Here is an 18,165-nt window from a genome sequence, read left to right as displayed (position 1 = left end):
TGATTATAGATGGAAGACGATATTCTGATACAGATAAGCAACCGCATTAAAGAACGCCGCCGCGAAAAAAATATCACCGTACAGGAACTGGCCAACATGGCCAATGTAAGCAAAGGCCTTATATCACAAATTGAGAACAGCCGTACCATACCATCACTCATCGTACTGATAGATATTATTAAGGCGCTTGATATTGACCTTAACGTGTTTTTTAAGGATATAAGGCATAAGGAAGACAAACAGGTGCCTATTATTAAAAGGAAGAGCGAGTACGAGCATTTTGAAAAGGAAGATGCCCACGGTTTTCACTACCAGCGAATATTCACCCAATCTATCAAAAACTCAACAGTTGATATTGTGATATTGGAACTTGAACCCGGTGCCAACCGCCCCATGGTGCAAACCGAGGCTTACGAATACAAGCTTATTTTGAACGGAACAATTGAGTACCAATTTGAGGATAATAATTACATCCTTAATAAAGGCGACTCCATGCTGTTTGACGGCCGCATAGCCCATACCCCTAAAAATACAGGCACCGATACAGCCAGTATGCTGGTAATCTATTTTTTTGAGGAACACCCAAACGCTTAAAGGTAACTTAACATTGGCTTTGTTTATTTTTAATAAACAAAGTTTATTATTGCTAAACTATTAAAGTTTAGCATGTCCCAAACAAACAACACCCCTTATAGAACAGGGCCGATAAAAATTCGCCTGCAAAAACGGTTAGGGACATTGCCTTACGGGTTAATTTCTGTACTTGCGGCGGTATCGGCATTCGGGGCTTACACCTGCATGTATGCTTTTCGTAAGGCTTTCGCGGCCGGCACTTACCCCGGTGTTGAATTTATGCACGTAAGCTATAAAGCATGGCTGGTTATAGCGCAGGTATTGGGTTACACCTTGAGTAAATTTTACGGCATCCGTTTTATTGCCGAAGTAAAGGCGCTTAACCGCGGCAAAAGTATCCTGCTTCTGATCGGCATTTCATGGCTGGCCCTACTGGGTTTCGCGCTGGTACCTGCTCCTTACAATATAATCTTTTTGTTTGTTAACGGCTTCCCGCTGGGGATGATCTGGGGGCTGGTATTCGGCTACCTGGAAGGGCGTAAGGCCACCGAGTTTATGGCGGCCGTATTATCTATCAGCCTGATATTCGCCTCCGGATTTGTTAAAACCGCCGGGCGCACCCTCATCAGTAATTTTGGCGTTAACGAGTATTATATGCCCTTTTTAACCGGGGCGCTTTTTGCTATCCCACTTATATTATTCGTATTGTTTCTGGAGATCATCCCTCCACCCACACCTGAGGACAAGCTTTTACGCACCGAACGTACCCCCATGAACGCCACTGAACGCCGGGCATTTTTACTGCGCTTTTTACCTGGCATTATCCTCACCGTAGCGGTGTACGTTATGCTTACCGTGATACGTGATATTCGCGATAATTTTGAGGTAGAAATATGGCATGGCCTCGGCATTAACAGCAACAGCATTTACACCAATATTGATTCGGTTATCTCCATCATTGTATTGGCCGGTATCAGTCTGCTTATTTTGGTGAAGGATAATTTAAAGGCATTCGCCATCATCCACATTTTTATTATTTGCGGATGCCTGCTTGCCGGTATATCAACCCTATTATTTAACGCCGGGAGCATCAGCCCCATTACATGGATGACCCTTGCCGGGCTGGGCCTTTACGCGGGCTACGTACCCTACAACGCCATATTTTTTGAGCGGATGATCGCCTCCTTTAACTACAAAAGCAACGTTGGCTTTGTAATGTACATTGCCGATGCTATTGGCTACCTGGGCAGTGTAAGTGTATTACTGGTAAAAGAGCTGGGCAACCCCAGCGTTAGCTGGGATACCTTTTTTAAGGATGCCTTGCTCATATTAGCCGTTACGGGTGGTGTTGCAGGCACGCTTTCACTTATCTACTTTTTACAAAGCGCGCGCCGGTCGCGGGTGCAAAATAAACCGTTAAATTTATCAGCAGTATAAAATGAGTAACAGATCTGCCATTATTATAGGCGCGGGCATTGTTGGCCTGGCCACCGCCCGTGCGCTGGCCACACGAGGTTATAAGATTACCGTATTTGAGCGTAACGAACGCGCGGTTGGCGCATCCATACGTAACTTTGGGATGATATGGCCCATTGGGCAGCCCAACGGAACATTATTTGAACGCGCCATGCTTTCACGCGGCATCTGGAAACAGTTAGCCACCGAAGCCGGTATCTGGCATGACGAGGTGGGCTCGCTCCACCTGGCCTACCATGATGATGAACTACAGGTAATGACCGAGTATGCCGACCTGAACAGAACGGTACGTGATTGCACCCTGCTATCACCTGCCGAAGCCTTGTCAAAATCGCCATCGGTAAATCCGGATGGGTTAAAAGGTGCGCTATGGAGCGGCACCGAAATGATCGTGGAGGCCCGTGCCGCTATTGGACAAGTGGCAGCATACCTTACCGAAAAACATGACGTTACCTTTTACTGGAATACCGCTATCAGCGCGATAAAGGGCACCGAGGTGCGCAGCGGCAACCGCACCTGGCAGGCCGATGAGGTGTTTGTGTGCGGCGGTGCCGAATTTGAAACCCTATACCCCGAACTGTTTGCCGAGGCGCCGCTCACCAAATGCAAATTGCAAATGATGCGCCTTGCAGCACAGCCCGATGGCTTACGTATTGGCCCATCGCTTTGCGGCAGCCTATCCATGATTCACTATCCCGGGTTTGGCGCCGCGCCATCATTACCGGCTTTAAAAGCCCGCTATGAGCAGCAATATGCCGAATACCTGAAATGGGGCATACACGTAATGGTTTCGCAAAATCATCTGGGTGAACTTACCGTGGGCGATTCGCACGAGTATGGCTTGGTGCACGATCCGTTTGATAAGGAGTTCATCAACCGCATGATACTGGATTACCTGGCTACCTTTACCCGCTTTACAAACAACCTGGTAATACAAAGCTGGAATGGCATTTACCCTAAGCTTACCAACGGCCAAACCGAACTAATACTGGAACCTGAACCGGGTGTTACCATCATCAACGGCCTCGGCGGTAATGGCATGACGCTCTCCTTCGGCCTTTGCGAACAATTTATCGCCGCGAGGCAATAAGGCTTAATATTCTTCATTAATAAAAAACGGGGCTTGCATTATCTGCAAGCCCCATTTTTGTTAACCCATTAGGCTTTATTTTTTTGACTTAACCACAAACCAGGTGTTCACCATATTGTACTTGCCTTCAATACAAACCTTATAAATTTCTGATGGGGCATCTTTAACCGGGATCAGCGCGTGGCCGGCATCACCGTTAAATTTACCCATCAGCTTGTAGGTGTCGCTTTTGCCCTCCTTAACGTTGTTGGTTGTTGCTACCCAAATATTTACCTGCTCGCCCTTATTCAAAGCTTTCCAGGTAACATCCAGGTTGCCTTGTATAAGGTTTACTTTGGGCTGCGCTACTGACACCTGTCCGGTTAAGGGCACGCCATCTATCTCCCGCTGATATTTTACGGGGATGCTGATATTCATAAAACGCGCCAGCGATGGCATAATATCAACAATGCCGGGCGTATAGTAATTCGCATAAGTATTTACATCCTTAGCGTTGGTAACTATCCAGGTGGAGCGCTGCCTGTCCGACTGGCCACCATGGCCTTTGCCTGTAGCTTCATCCCGCCCATGATCGGTGGTGATATAGATCTGCCAGCTTTCGTTAAACTTTTGCTCACGGTATTTAATGGCATCCCAAATGGTACCGATCTGCTTATCAAGCATACCGATGGCGGCATAGTATTGCGGACTATCGCCGTAACGGTGTCCCATATCGTCGGTATATTCCAGGTAGATCCATGACAGATCAGGCGCCTGCGTTTTTATGCTTGCTGAGGCCTCAGCCACCACTTTTTCATCAATGCGGTGCATGTAGGCGCTTTCCTTATCGTGCTTAAAGTTTATGGTATCCAACTCAAAGCCATCAGCATGAATATCAACCTCAATGCTATTGGTTTGCTTTAAACCATCACCAACCAGTTTGGTACGGTTATCTTCCCAGCTCGAAAAAACCGCTATCTTTTTCTGCGGATACTGATCCTTAAATATCCGGAAGATGGTGGGGTAGTTATAGTTTGGCGCTTTAATATCATTATCCCAAACGTTGTGCTTGTTTACCCATGTACCCGTAAGCAAACTGTTATACCCTACTGCCGATATGGTAGGCGTTTGCGAATAACCATCCTTTTCGCCGCCTACATGAGCACGAAGGTATTTGCCTTCAGCAGCTATTTTTTGCAGGTTGGGCATCGGTAATTTCTCAATCACATCCGCAGGAATGCCATCGGCAATTATAAAAACCGCTTTATGTGTTTTAGTTTTGGGCTGAGCCACGGATATGGAAACAGCCGCGACGAAAAATGCCGTAAGCTTTACTATTTTGGTGTTGATAAGCATAGATGAAACTTTTATGCAAGATAAGCACTCACCAATGATGAGGCGTTAAGCAAATATTATTTTATCAGGATAAACGATTAAACAAGCGGCAGCAACTCCAGCAGGTTATTGATGATGTGATCCGGCTGTGCTGATTGCAATTGTTCAACCGTATGCGCCCCGGTAGTAATACCAATGCTCATAGCGCAGCCCGCGTTTTTCCCTTCCTGAATGTCAATTACCGAATCGCCAACCTTTACAATTTCGGCAGTGCTTATGTTATACATTTGCGCTGCCAGTTTAATCATATCCGGCGCGGGGCGGCCACCTTTTACATCGCTGGCGGTTATCAGCGTATCAAACTCAACACCTTTTTGCCAGCCCAGTTTGTTAACAATAGCTTGCGCTACCTGGCCGCTGTAACCGGTGTTAAGCACCACCAAAATACCCTTTTCTTTCAGCGCCTTAAAGGCATCTGTGGCGTTAGGCTGGGGCAATATGGCATTTGTGCTATAGGCATTATCTAACTGGGTAGAGAATTTTTGAAAGATGCTTTCCGCAATCACAGCATCGTCAACACCGGCATAGGTATGTAATATACTTTTAATAGCCTGTAATTTTTCCATGCCTGCGCCAACGGCCAGTACATCGTTGAGGGATATGTTGTAACCGGCATCGTTTATAGCTTTGTGAAGTGTTTTATAAACAATATTCTGTTCGTTCACGGTTGTTCCGGCCATATCGAAAACAACCATTTTTATAATAGTATTCATTGTAAATTATGTTTAGCAAAACTAAACATAATTCATTATTGATAAACAAATTCTGTATTAAGTTTTAGTTAACGGGTTCATTTTTAACCAATGCATCCCATAATATTTCGGCAGGATGTTGTGCTGTTACCGCCGTTCCATCTTTAATTTGGTGGCGGCAACTGGTGCCCGGCGCGGCTATAATGGTATCGGTATCTGCACCACGAACCGCGGGGAATAGCACCAGTTCGCCTATGCGCATGGAAACATCATAATGCTTATCCTCGTACCCGAATGAACCTGCCATGCCACAACAACCCGAAGGGATAACCTCAACCTGATAATTAACAGGCAAACTCAACGCCATTTGCGATGCCGCCTGCACATTCCAGGCCTTTTGCTGGCAGTGGCCGTGCAGCAACACATGCCGGTGTTCAATTGTAAATTGCTCGCCGGTTATGTTTCCGGTTTTTACTTCACGGGCGATGAATTCCTCTAACAATAAAGCGTTTTTAGCTAAAACTTGCGCCTGTGGTAATAGCTCTTCTTTTACCAGGTCAGGATATTCATCCCGAAAACTCAAAATGGCCGATGGTTCAACTCCGATCAGCGGCGCATTATCATTAATCAGCGGAGCAAGCAGCGCCACATTTTTTTCTGCCACGGCTTTGGCCTGCCGCAACAAGCCTTTAGAGAGCATGGTACGCGCACTTTCCAGATGCTGCGGAAAAACTACTTCGTAACCCAGCGCCTGCAATAATTTTACAGCCTTTTGGCCAATGCTTACATCGTTGTAATTGGTAAACTCATCGCAAAAGAAGTAAACACGTTTGCCCTTCTGTTTTTTATCAGCCTGCTTTTTATACCACTGCTGCAAGGTTTGCGAGGCCAACTTTGGCAGAGTACGCTTTGCTGAAAAGCCGAGGCTTTTTTTTAATATGGTGCCGATAGCATTATCAGCCGTAAAAAAATTATACAATCCCGGCCATGCCATACCCAATTTATTAAGCCTGGGCAAAGCAGCTATCAGTCTGGCCTGCATGGGGGTGCCATTGGCATCATAATAATGCTGCAAAAACTCGGCTTTCAGCTTGGCCATATCCACGCTGGAGGGGCACTCCGACCGGCAGCCTTTGCAACTTAAACACAGGTCCATCACCTCCTTAATTTCGGGATGATCAAAGCGGTTCAGCTTTTCAGAATTGGTAAGGTAATGGCGCAGGGTATTGGCGCGGGCACGGGTGGTATCCTGCTCGTTACGGGTGGCCATGTACGATGGGCACATGGTACCGCCTGCCTGTGCCGACTTGCGGCAATCGCCCGAGCCGTTGCACTGCTCGGCATGTTGTAAAATATTTTGCCCGCGAAAACGGAATACGGTTTCAATTTCAGGCACCTGCTGTCCCGGCGTGTAGCGCAGGTATTCGTCCATAGGCGGCGTACCGGTTATTTTGCCGGGATTGAATATGCCCTGAGGGTCCCAGGTTTGTTTGATGGCTTGCAGCAGGCGGTAATTCTTCTCCCCTATCATCTGCGGGATAAATTCGCCGCGCAGGCGCCCGTCGCCATGCTCGCCGCTTAATGAACCACGGTATTTTTTTACCAGTCCGGCTATCTCCTGCGCTATCATGCGGAATTTCTGCACGCCCCCGGCCGTCTTTAAGTTCAGCATCGGCCTTAAATGCAACTCGCCCGAACCGGCATGGGCATAGTATACGCTGTACAGGCCGTGCTTCTCTAATATCCGGTTAAACTCCGCTATGTATGCAGGCAGATCAACGGCATCAACGGCGGTATCTTCAATAACGGCCACGGCCTTTTCATCGCCGGGCAGGTTACTTAACAAACCCAGCCCCGCCTTGCGTAACGACCATACGGCATTTTGCTGCTGCCCCGTTAGTAACGGAAAATGATAGCCTAAACCACCTTGCCTTAGTTCTCCCTCAAGTCGGGCGGCAGTGGCAATCAATTCATCATTACTTTGTGCCGATAACTCTACCACCAAAATAGCTTTGGGGCTGCCCTGTACAAAAAAACGGTTAAGCGCTTGCGAGGGGTTATCGAGCGTGCAATCCAATATATAATGGTCGATCAGCTCGCATGATCGCGGCTGATATTTGAGGGCGATGATATTGGCATGTAATGCCGCATCTACCGACGGGCAATGCACGCAAAGCAGCCCGGTTATTTGCGGGGGCAGCTCTTCCAGGTTCAGCTTTATTTCGGTGATAAAAGCCAGCGTACCCTCTGAGCCGCATATCAGTTTGCAAAAATTAAAATCATCGCCACCGGCGCTAAAGGGATTACTATCCAGCAGCACATCAATGGCGTAACCGGTGTTGCGGCGGTTAACGCTTGGTTTCGGGAACTCGCGGCGGATCTCCTGCTGTACTTCCCAATCGCCAAGCTGCTGCCTGATGGTTCGATATAATGATGCCTCAAGTGTGTCACCCTCGCCAGCGGCAATGAACGCCTCAAAATTCATCGGCCTGAAAACCGCTTCGCTGCCATCGCTTAGTAAGGCTTTCACCTCCAGGGTATGATCGCGTGTACTGCCGTAAACCATGGAATTGGAGCCGCAGGCATTGTTGCCTACCATGCCGCCGATCATGGCGCGGTTGGCTGTCGAAGTTTCGGGGCCGAAGTACAGACCATAAGGGCGCAGGTAACGGTTCAGTTCATCACGCACCACGCCGGGCTGCACGCGCACCCATTTTTCGGCGGTGTTTACTTCGATAATACCGGTAAAATGCCTGGATACATCAACCACCACGCCCTTGCCCACCACCTGCCCGGCCAATGAGGTACCGGCGGTGCGGGGTATCAGCGAGGTTTTGTAATTATTGGCGAAGACGATCAGCTTTTTCAGATCATCCTCGCCCCTGGGGATGGCTACGGCCAGCGGCATTTCGGAGTAGGCGGAGGCATCCGTGGCGTAGAGTACACGCATCAGTTCGTCCGAGTACAATTCGCCTGTTAACGCCTCCCTGAGTTCCCGAAGTCCGTGATCGAGCATCTCCTAAAAATCGAATTTTATACCCTGCGCCAATGGCAGCTCGGTTGAATAATTGATGGTATTGGTTTGCCTGCGCATGTACGCTTTCCAGGCATCCGAGCCCGACTCGCGGCCGCCGCCCGTTTCCTTTTCCCCGCCGAACGCGCCGCCAATTTCGGCACCGGATGTACCGATGTTCACGTTGGCTATGCCACAATCAGATCCCGCGCCGGAAAGAAACAACTCCGCCTCGCGCAAATTATTGGTCATGATAGCGGATGACAAGCCTTGCGGCACACCGTTTTGCAGGGCGATGGCTTCATTCAGGGTACTGTACTTTATAAGATAGAGTATAGGCGCGAATGTTTCGTGCTGAACGATGGCGTAGCTGTTTTGCACCTCGGCAATGCAGGGTTTAACATAGCAGCCTGACGCATAATCATCACCCTGTAACAAACCGCCCTCAACCACAAAATTGCCACCCTCGGCTTTGCATTTTTCAATGGCATCTAAATAATTCTTCACCGCGTCTGTATCTATCAGCGGGCCCATGTGGTTATTGCTGTCCAGCGGGTTACCTATCCTTATTTGCTTGTAGGCGCTGACCAGTTTTTGCTTAAAATCATCATAAACTGACTCGTGAATGATCAGCCTGCGTGTTGATGTACAACGCTGCCCGGCAGTACCCACCGCGCCAAACACAGTACCGATAAGCGCCATTTCCAAATTAGCATCGGGTGTTATGATGATGGCATTGTTGCCGCCAAGCTCCAATAATACCTTGCCCAACCTTGCAGCCACGGCAGTTGCCACAGCCTTGCCCATACGGGTTGAGCCGGTTGCCGATACCAATGCCACGCGTGGGTCATTAGCCATCAGGCTGCCTACCTCACGGTCGCCAATTACGAGGCAGCATACGCCCTCGGGTATATTATTGGCTTTAAATACTTTGCTGATGATATGCTGGCAGGCCACAGCCGTAAGCGGTGTTTTTTCGGACGGTTTCCAGATGCAGGTATTGCCGCACACAAGCGCCAGCATGGTATTCCAGCTCCATACCGCCACCGGGAAGTTAAAGGCTGATATAATACCAACAACACCTAACGGATGATACTGCTCGTACATGCGGTGCAATGGTCTTTCAGATTGCATGGTGAGGCCATACAACTGGCGGCTTTGCCCAACGGCAAAATCGCAGATGTCTATCATCTCCTGCACCTCGCCCAACCCCTCCTGCAGGCTTTTGCCCATCTCGTAGCTTACCAGCGCGCCCAGGTCATCCTTGGCCTCACGCAGGGCATTGCCAACCTGGCGAACGATCTCGCCACGGCGCGGGGCAGGTACAGCACGCCAGGCTGTAAAGGCCTGCTGCGCCTGATCGGTGGCTGTATTATAATCAGCCACGGTTGCCATATTTACCTTGCCGATGGCTTTACCATCAACAGGCGAATATATGGTATGTGCGTTTTCGCCGCTAACCTCTGCCCAAACACTGCCCGTGCTGTAGGCTGGGTTAACATCACTTATTTGTAATCTGCTTAATATCTGTTGTATATCAACCATTATTTTTTGGTTTGACTGGTGTATGTACTTTCAAAAATTTTATCGGCATTGCCGGTTTCAAAACCCTCGCGGCGTTGCGCGGTGGTAAGCTGCTGTGCCGGTATGTGGCTGTATTCAGGCAGTGGCCTGCGTTCGGCAAACTCCACATAGCTGCCAGCAATGGCCAGTGTTTCGCCACCGGCAAACAGGGCCTCCTTCATTTCGGCAACCGTACTGCTCTGGCTTAGTAAACCATCCGGGCTGGTCTTGATCTTGCCGCCCTCGGTATTCAGCCTGATGCCTAAACCCTCTGCGAAGTTATTGAAATCCTCAATGGTATTGTAACCGTTTTTAAGCGCATGCACGCTGATGGTGTAATGATTGAGGTAATAGCGATTGTAAATTACCCAGGCGGCATACTCATTTTCTTCAAGCAGGCGCAGGTAATCAGCTTTGGTTGGGCGGTCCCATAAGGGCTTTTGAAAAAATGCGCCAACCTCGGCACCATTATCCAGGTCCAGCGCATCTACCGGGTCGCTATTTATGGCAGCGGTATATTTTTTAATGATGTGCTGCGCTTCGGCAGACAATTCCTCCACCCGCAATTCGCTGATAAATATGCGCGGGTAAACAGGCTCCGGTGGCGAAAACCAATAGGCATCGAGCTTCTTTTTTTCAAAATGATAATGATCGCGCTGCGTATAGCCATAGTGCAAAAATATCTTGCCCAATGAGGCTATGCCCAGGTGCGGCAACCCAAGCGTGCGGAAGGCAACATGGTCATTCACAATATCCTGCTGCGAGGCCACTACGCCCTTTTCAACCAGCGCGGCGGTTATTTGCTTAACGGCAGGTACGCCTTCGCTGTAGCGTTCAAACAAGTCGTTAAGCGCTACGTCCAACGGTTTATTCTCATCAAATCTCATAATCCTGAATGTTTAAGTGAACCTTTTAAAACAGGCATCGGGTTTATAATTACAGGCTAATATCAATAAAATATGGCAAGCAACAATCATTTACAGGTAACAAATCATTGCCTTGCATGCCAAAACAAAATGCCATATTAATGTAAAATAATTTAAAACATATTATATCTTTATGCGTACCGATAATAAACACATACAGGTACTTCAATCACCCATACTATGCCCCTACATAAACTTATAGTATTACTGGCAATACTTTTTATTGCCCCGGCAGCAGCCTTTGCACAAGTTGCCGAGATGGACACCACACACTACGGGCGTAACACCACTACCGGCAAATATGCTAACATACGCGGGTTTAAAATGTATTACGAAACTTATGGCAAAGGCGAGCCACTGCTGCTTATTCATGGCAATGGCGGCTCTATCAATAACTTTATTTTCCAGATACCTTATTTCGCTAAAAACTACCGGGTAATAGTGGCCGACAGCCGCGCGCAGGGAAAATCAACAGACGCGACGGACTCATTAAGCTATGAGATGATGGCCGATGACCTGAACGCACTGCTGGATACCCTGCACCTTAAAAATGTTAATATTATTGGCTGGAGCGATGGCGGCATCAACGGTTTGCTGCTCACGCTGCGCCATCCTGATAAGGTAAAAAAACTGGCTGTTACCGGCGCTAACCTGCGCCCCGATACCACCGCTGTTGACCCGCAGGTATACAGCATGGCCATGGGCTGGAACCTCCAGATACAGGATTCGCTTAAACTGATGAAACCGGCTTCGGCACAACTTAAAAATGTGGCCAAGGTAATGCACCTGCTATCCTACCAGCCCAATATCCCGGCATCGGCATTGCATAAAATTAATTGCCCGGTGCTGGTTATGGCCGGAGATCATGATGTGATCAAGAATATACATACGCTTGAAATAGCCGATAACATACCCAACTCCTATCTGTGGATCATCCCCGGCTCGGGCCACGCAACACCTGTTTATAAAAAGCAATGGTTTAACAGTACCGTAAGCGATTTCTTTTCAAAGCCTTATCGTAAAATTGAGGGCGAGGCACGTTTTAATTAAGTAGCTGATTTATGCGCATCTATAATATACTAACCGTACTGCTGCTGTTATGCGGCCTTACCCTTACTGCCAGTGCACAAAAATATGGCAGCAATGCCGCCGTGGGTAAATACGTAAAAATTAGGGGCTTTAAAATGTACTATGAAACCTATGGCAGCGGCAAACCGCTGCTGATGGTACATGGCAACGGCGGCTCTATCGGCAGTTTTGAAAACCAGATACCCTACTTCGCAAAAAACTACAAGGTGATAGCGGTTGATAGCCGGGCGCAGGGAAAATCAACCGACCTTAGCGACTCGCTAAGCTATGACATGATGGCCGATGACCTGAACGCCCTATTGGATACACTGCAAATAAAGGATTGCTATGTAGTGGGCTGGAGCGACGGCGGCATTAATGGCCTTGCCTTATCACTCCGGCACCCGGATAAGGTGGCCAAGCTGGCTATAACCGGCGCTAACCTGCGGCCCGACACTACTACACTGCATCCTTTCGTTTATAATTTGATCGCTAAAACAGATAAGGATTATAGTGATTCAATAAAAAGGTTTGGCGCTAAACCCCTGCTTAAAAATGCCCGTAAAGTAAACCACATGATGCTGGTGGAACCTAAAACCATTTTAGCCGATCTGCACAAGGTACAGTGCCCCGTGCTGGTTATAGGCGGCGACCATGATGCCATACCTACCCGGCACACCATCGAGATCGCGCAACACATTCCGCTATCGTACCTGTGGATCATCCCGAACTCGGGGCATTCAACACTTGTTAATTATAAAGATCAGTTTAACAATGTTGTAGAACATTTCTTTAAAACCCCATACCGCCCGATAAGCGGCGAGGACAGGTTTAATTGACCGGTAACACATCGCCATAAAAAAAGATCGCCCGCCTGTATGAAACCAGCGGGCGATCTTTTTTTTATTCAGCATCACAGCTATTTTTTGTTCAGCTTATCATTCAATATCTTGATATAAAAGCCCCCTACCACACTACGCGCGGTAAAGTTTTGGCGGCGGGCATCCTTGGTTTCGTGCCAGTCGCTCATGGGCACGCGGTCGGGTGTTTCTAAAACATAGGTGTAAACCGGCGCTATCAGTGCCTTAAAATCAGCAGGGTTGTCGGCCAGTGTGGCGGTCCAGGTAATCCAGTCGCTTTTGGTATAGGTTTTACGGCTATCAAGCGGCAGGCCGTATTTTTCCTGTTTGGTGAGATAGTACTTCACCTCCCTGCTGTAAACCTCTTTCGAGAACAAGCCCATATTCAGCACCTTATCCCAAACCAGGTTATACTTTTGGCTCCAGGTATTTTTGTTGTTAAATGTTAGGGCATAATGATCGCCCGCGTCGGCAGCTTCCATCCAGCGTTTGGCCATATCCTTAGCCATGGCGGTGTATTTTTGGCCGATAGCCTTATCGCCCAGCATATTAGCCAGCGTGCCGTAACCACCAAGGGCTACAATGGCTTTAACAGAAAGGTTGGCATTACGTGCCAGGTGACCGGCAAAATCATCGGTTGATAGCTGGTTGGCCGGGTCAAAACCATCCTTAGCTAAATATTCGGCCCAGGTAGTCAGCGTTTTCCAGTGCTTTTTGGCGTAGTTGGCGTTACCTTCAACCTTAGCTATCGCGGCAGCTAAAATCAGCATATTGCCTGACTCCTCAACCGGCATATCCTCGCCGTAGGTTTGTCCGTTGGCTTGCGGATAGGTACCCAGATCATGCGATGAATAAGGTTTTGTCCATTTGCCGCTTTCGCTAAAATAGAAGATACCGTTCATCATGCCTTTAACCAGGTCAGGGTTATAGATCAGGAACAAGGGTGCCGATGGATAGGTAATATCCACGGTACCGATAGAACCGTTGCTAAAATTCTCTTTTGACAGGAACAGCATCTCGCCCTCCGGGCTTTTTACCAGTTTGTGGGCTGATACCGCTTGCCTGTAAGCCAACTCGCAGAGGTTGGCATACGCTTCGCCGCCGCTTTTAAGGGCATCGGCATACAGTTTTTTATCAAAGGCGCTGCATTGCTGGGTTACGGTTTTGTATTGCGCCGCTGCTAAGGCTAATTGCTGCTCAATGGTATGCTTGCCATCGGCGTTCCACCACGGGCGCAAATTAGTTTTGAAATACTGCACCGGGTACAGGTCATCATAACCAAGCATTACAAACTGCTCTTTAGCGGTTGCGCCTACACTGCCCATAGGTATAACGGTATTCAGCATCAACTGCTCCCCTTTTAACTGATCAATTTGCGATACCTTTTGGCCAAAAAGCGTTTTCAGCGCGTCGGCAGTGTTAGTGATAGATTGTACGGCATGGTAGCTTTGCGGAACGGCCACATACATGTACCCCCAATCAATACGCACATCATCCCCGGTACGTTTTAAAAGGGGCTGCTCGGTAGTGCCTGCTTTTAGTACCGACAGGCTGTTAGCGGTATACTTACTTGCCGCTACTTGTTGAAACGCGTTGTGTACCGCCACGTTGGTTGATGCGCCAAAGTACAGGCTAACCTTATGCGCGGCACCATCATTAGCGCGCACTTTGGCAGCGATATAGCTAACCGGTCTGGCCAGCAGGTTCAGATCATTCATCAGCAGCGGCGAGGTAAAAGTAACCGTCAGATCGGCCGGGCCGCAGGTAAACTCATAGATGGTTTGTGTAGCATTAAACTGCAGGCTTTTTTGTTTCCCCTCGGCAAAAGTCATTGATCTGCTTGCCGGAGATTCCTGAACCAAACCAAAATCAACAAATGACGGGCCACCGGTGTTTACCGCGTAAACGCTTAATACATTACGGCCTTTTTTCAGTGCTTTGGCTAAATTGCCGGTTAGCGGTATATAGGCAAACTTTCCTTGCAGATCGGGCTTGATATATATCTGTTGCCCGTTAAGGTAGGCTGTCGCCTTATCATCATGCTGTATTTTCAGGTACACGGTACCGGCGGAGAGATCATCAAAAGTAAATGTTTTACGCACCCAAACCTCATCCTTAGCCCAAACGGTTTTGGCTATGGAGCCGCGACTGCCCAAAGCGCCCGCGCCTTTTTGCCATTGCGCATCGTCAAAGTCAGCATTTATCCAGTTATCACCGGGCTTGGTTTCGGTATAAGTTAACGGGTAGGCTTCCTGATCGCCCGCCGGAACTATGGTTTGCCAGGCTTTTTCTGGCTTGCCTAAAAAGCTGTATACCTTACCATCAACATTAATTAAACCGGTGAGGGATTGGTTGGCACCTGTCCAGTGGCTGGTGGTGCCTTTGTTCAACTCATCAGTGGTTGACCATATACTGAAATAAGGATCGTGGGTAACTAAGGGATAAGCCGGGGCCTTGCGCTCCTGGGCAAAAGCCACAGTGCAGCCAAGCAACCATGCGAAAAGAATTTTTCTCATGCTGAGTAACGGGGTTAAGAATTTAATTTATTGGTTTTAAAGGCCGTAAGTTAAAACGATTTAGGCAGTTAACCAAAAACTAAATTAAATTACCATCAACCCAGACTACTTAACCCGGAAACGCATCGTAACTACAATCACACCTATGCTTACTTACTGGCTTTAAACATATAAATACCGCCCGCTTTGGTAGCAAATGAATAGACTGTACCTGTTTTTTTACCTGCCGCATCGGTCAGCTCATCAGGCAACCTGAGCTTGCATATACCGCCATTTTTTGATACGATCACCAGTTTGGTAATACGTTTGTTTTGCCATTGTAATTCGCTGAGCACAAAACCGCCGCGGGCAACCAGGCCTTCAACCGTCCCGGCAGACCATGCATCGGGCAGGGCAGGCAACAGTTCCAGTTCGCCGGTTTGGCTTTGCAGCAGCATTTCGGCAACGCCTGCCGCGTAGCCCAGGTTACCATCTATCTGGAATGGCGGATGCGCGCAAAACAGGTTGGAATAAATACCGCCGCCCTCGTTATAATCAACACCTGCGCCGCCAACAAGGGTGATGAAGTTGCGCAGTATTTTATGGGCATGGTTACCATCGTGCAGATGGGCCCAAAAGTTCATTTTCCAGGCCATTGACCATCCGGTTGACTCATCGCCGCGGGCCTCTAAAGTTACGCGAGCGGCCTCGGCCAGTTCGGGTGTGGTGGTCGGGCTTATCTGCCTGCCCGGATGCAGGGCATACAGGTGTGATATGTGGCGATGATTATCTTTCGGGTCGTCGCGGTCGGTTTCCCACTCCTGCAACTGGCCCCACTTACCTATCTTGGGTTTAAGCAGGTGCGCACGCATATCAGCCACGCGATCGCGGTATGGCTTATCAATATTAAGTATGGTGGCGGCCTCAATATAATTAGTGAACAGGTCGTATATAATTTCCTGATCGTGCGTAACGCCATCCTCCGTAGGCCCATGCTCCGGCGACCAGCCCATCGGGGCAACCAGCGTACCATCATCTCGGCGCTTCAAGTGGTCGTCCCAAAACTCAACAATTTCCTTAATAACCGGGTAGGCCGTGTTACGCAAATAGGCTACATCCTTTGTAAAAGCGTAATGATCCCAAACGGCCTGCATGTACCAGGCACTGCCGGGGGTGTTCCATAAATAGGTTTGTCCGCCAAATACACCGTTCTCGGTACGTACCGTCCAACCCCTTACGCCCGGGTACTCCTCAAGTGTACGCTCCTTTTTTACCGAGCGCATACTGTTTATATAATCAATATACGGCCACTCGCATTCAGCCAGGTTAGTTGGCCCTGCAAGCCAGTAATTCATTTGTATGTTGATGTTGGAGTGATAGTCAGATCGCCATGGCGGATTGTTGCTATTGTTCCATAACCCCTGCAAATTGGCCGGTAAATTGCCCTGCCTTGATGAACTGATAAATAAATATCGCCCATACTGAAACAGCAATGCTTCGAGGCCGCTATCATTACTCTTTTTATAGTCGACTATACGCTGGTAAGTTGTTTTAGCAGCGCTTGGCTGCGCATTACCTAATGATATCTTCACCCTGTTAAATAGTCTTGTATAATCGCCTATATGCCTTGCCAGCAATTGCTGATAGGGTTGGGTAGCGGCAGCGGCCAGTATCTTTTCATTTTTCGCGGATGGCATTACTTCATCGCGCCACTTTTTAATACGCTGGTTACTGTAATTCGTGGCCGCCGTTAGCAATACCGTAAAGCCATCTGCCTTAGTGAGCGTTAGCTGTGCATTACCATTGGCATCCTTAACCAGTGCTAACCTGCCACCATTTGGTATCACTCTTACTGATGCCGCGTAGGCCAGCCCATTATCAAGCGTACCGTTAATGCTGAGCGTACCGCCGTCGCCTGTAATTTTTGCGCCATGCGCATCTTTTAACCTGAGCACCGCATTATACGCCCCTTTTTGCCCGGCGGTATAACGCAACACCAATACCCTATCAGGGAAGGAGCAAAAATATTCCCTGGTATAATTAACGTTATCGCTTTTGTAGGTTATCTGCTGCACCGCTTTACTTATGTCAAGCTGCCTGCGATAGGCCGTACTGTCGCCCGTTTTAGCGAGATCAATAAACAGATCGCCGAAGGCCTGGTAGGCACCGGTTTCCTTTTCGTCACCCGTCCATAAACTTTGCTCATTAAACTGAATGTGCTCCTGCTTAACACCGCCAAAAACCATGGCGCCAATACGCCCGTTACCTATGGGGTAAGCCTCGGTCATCCAATCGGCGGCGGGCTTATTTGCCCAAAGCAACAGGCTGTTGCCGGCAACTGTACCGCTGCGCTGGGCTATACTTAATTGTGCGATGTTGATCAGCAGAAATAACAGGTATATCTTCCTCATTATGTTATAAATGGTTTACAGGCAATCAGGTTTATGCAAGTTTGCAAACGCAATGTACATTATCAAAAGCGTTAATACAGGCACTTGCAATTATTGCATAATAATTAGCCAATAAAATATAGCGCGACTCACACTTTTGCACTATTGATCATTCATCAAATACTCCACCGTCAATATATTAATTCGTATTATTTTTTAATTATAGGTTGACAATTTGATACTAAAACCGCATTTTTGCCACCATAGTGAAAATGAAAACAAATAAACAGGCCAAAAAATTAAGCGCGATAGTATCGCTGCTATTGGCATTTGTTTTCATGGCCATCACGGCGGTTCAGGCTTTTCACAGGCACAATTACCAATCATTAAATGATAATAATGACGATGATACCGAATATGTGTACGCGTCAGAAAAATGTGCCGTGTGCGATTATATCGTTCACAAACAAAGCCATCATGCCCACCTGGCTTACCCGCCGGTAATAGGCATCCCCGTTACTAAAGCTGTTACCTTACTGAGCAAAACCTTTGCCGGTAACTATAAATTCACCCTACAGGGCTTTACCAATAAGGGCCCGCCTGCAATTTGCTGCTAAGCTACGTTACTGAAATTTTTATTGCCTG

General features: G+C 48.1%; 13 protein-coding genes. 6 read left to right on the top strand and 7 right to left on the bottom strand.

Going from position 1 to position 18,165, the window contains the following annotated elements; all coding sequences use genetic code 11:
• Nucleotides 1-9: 9 nt before the first annotated feature.
• The 3 genes from LJ707_RS12870 (at nucleotide 10) to LJ707_RS12860 (ending at nucleotide 3,139) form a co-directional block, all read left to right on the top strand.
• The gene (locus tag LJ707_RS12870) at nucleotides 10-594 is read left to right on the top strand and encodes an XRE family transcriptional regulator (protein WP_228951555.1); all 585 of its coding nucleotides are present in this window, start codon (nucleotides 10-12) and stop codon (nucleotides 592-594) included.
• A 72-nt stretch (nucleotides 595-666) separates the two neighbouring features.
• On the top strand, nucleotides 667-2,010 hold the full coding sequence (locus tag LJ707_RS12865; protein WP_228951553.1) for a DUF5690 family protein: 1,344 nt from the start codon (nucleotides 667-669) through the stop codon (nucleotides 2,008-2,010).
• A 1-nt stretch (nucleotide 2,011) separates the two neighbouring features.
• Complete coding sequence (locus LJ707_RS12860; RefSeq protein ID WP_228951551.1) at nucleotides 2,012-3,139, top strand: TIGR03364 family FAD-dependent oxidoreductase; 1,128 nt, start codon at nucleotides 2,012-2,014, stop codon at nucleotides 3,137-3,139.
• A gap of 75 nt (nucleotides 3,140-3,214) precedes the next feature.
• On the opposite strand, the gene LJ707_RS12855 is transcribed toward LJ707_RS12860, so the two are convergent.
• The 5 genes from LJ707_RS12855 to LJ707_RS12835 form a co-directional block, all read right to left on the bottom strand.
• Nucleotides 3,215-4,474 carry an alkaline phosphatase family protein gene (locus LJ707_RS12855; protein ID WP_228951549.1) on the bottom strand — a complete coding sequence of 420 codons (1,260 nt, stop codon included), beginning with the start codon at nucleotides 4,472-4,474 and terminating at the stop codon, nucleotides 3,215-3,217.
• A gap of 77 nt (nucleotides 4,475-4,551) precedes the next feature.
• On the bottom strand, nucleotides 4,552-5,226 hold the full coding sequence (locus LJ707_RS12850) for an HAD-IA family hydrolase (RefSeq protein ID WP_228951547.1): 675 nt from the start codon (nucleotides 5,224-5,226) through the stop codon (nucleotides 4,552-4,554).
• 64 nt (nucleotides 5,227-5,290) lie between these two features.
• Nucleotides 5,291-8,221 carry an FAD-binding and (Fe-S)-binding domain-containing protein gene (locus LJ707_RS12845; RefSeq protein ID WP_228951545.1) on the bottom strand — a complete coding sequence of 977 codons (2,931 nt, stop codon included), beginning with the start codon at nucleotides 8,219-8,221 and terminating at the stop codon, nucleotides 5,291-5,293.
• A 3-nt stretch (nucleotides 8,222-8,224) separates the two neighbouring features.
• Nucleotides 8,225-9,763, bottom strand: a complete 1,539-nt coding sequence (locus tag LJ707_RS12840) for an aldehyde dehydrogenase family protein (protein ID WP_228951543.1) — start codon at nucleotides 9,761-9,763, stop codon at nucleotides 8,225-8,227.
• Nucleotides 9,763-10,668 (bottom strand): DUF1338 domain-containing protein, encoded by a 906-nt coding sequence (locus LJ707_RS12835; protein WP_228951541.1) that lies wholly within the window; start codon nucleotides 10,666-10,668, stop codon nucleotides 9,763-9,765. The genes LJ707_RS12840 and LJ707_RS12835 overlap by 1 nt, the downstream gene beginning before the upstream one ends.
• Nucleotides 10,669-10,887: 219 nt before the next feature.
• Here LJ707_RS12835 and LJ707_RS12830 point away from each other — a divergent pair, with 219 nt between their 5' ends.
• Together LJ707_RS12830 and LJ707_RS12825 are read left to right on the top strand one after the other, a co-directional pair.
• Entirely contained in the window at nucleotides 10,888-11,757 is an 870-nt protein-coding gene (locus LJ707_RS12830) for an alpha/beta fold hydrolase (protein ID WP_228951540.1), read from the top strand.
• 11 nt (nucleotides 11,758-11,768) lie between these two features.
• Nucleotides 11,769-12,614, top strand: a complete 846-nt coding sequence (locus LJ707_RS12825; RefSeq protein ID WP_228951538.1) for an alpha/beta fold hydrolase — start codon at nucleotides 11,769-11,771, stop codon at nucleotides 12,612-12,614.
• Nucleotides 12,615-12,694: 80 nt separating this feature from the next.
• Here LJ707_RS12825 and LJ707_RS12820 read toward each other — a convergent pair whose 3' ends face one another.
• Together LJ707_RS12820 and LJ707_RS12815 are read right to left on the bottom strand one after the other, a co-directional pair.
• Nucleotides 12,695-15,151 (bottom strand): glutaminase family protein, encoded by a 2,457-nt coding sequence (locus LJ707_RS12820; RefSeq protein ID WP_228951536.1) that lies wholly within the window; start codon nucleotides 15,149-15,151, stop codon nucleotides 12,695-12,697.
• Between the two features lie 149 nt (nucleotides 15,152-15,300).
• Complete coding sequence (locus tag LJ707_RS12815; protein ID WP_228951533.1) at nucleotides 15,301-17,541, bottom strand: glycoside hydrolase N-terminal domain-containing protein; 2,241 nt, start codon at nucleotides 17,539-17,541, stop codon at nucleotides 15,301-15,303.
• 251 nt (nucleotides 17,542-17,792) lie between these two features.
• On the opposite strand from LJ707_RS12815, the gene LJ707_RS12810 reads away from it, so the two are divergent.
• The gene (locus tag LJ707_RS12810; RefSeq protein ID WP_228951531.1) at nucleotides 17,793-18,137 is read left to right on the top strand and encodes a hypothetical protein; all 345 of its coding nucleotides are present in this window, start codon (nucleotides 17,793-17,795) and stop codon (nucleotides 18,135-18,137) included.
• The last annotated feature ends 28 nt before the right edge of the window (nucleotides 18,138-18,165 follow it).

The organism is Mucilaginibacter sp. UR6-1, from assembly GCF_020880975.1.
Lineage (GTDB): Bacteria > Bacteroidota > Bacteroidia > Sphingobacteriales > Sphingobacteriaceae > Mucilaginibacter.
This window is presented reverse-complemented; position numbering and strand designations above follow the sequence as displayed.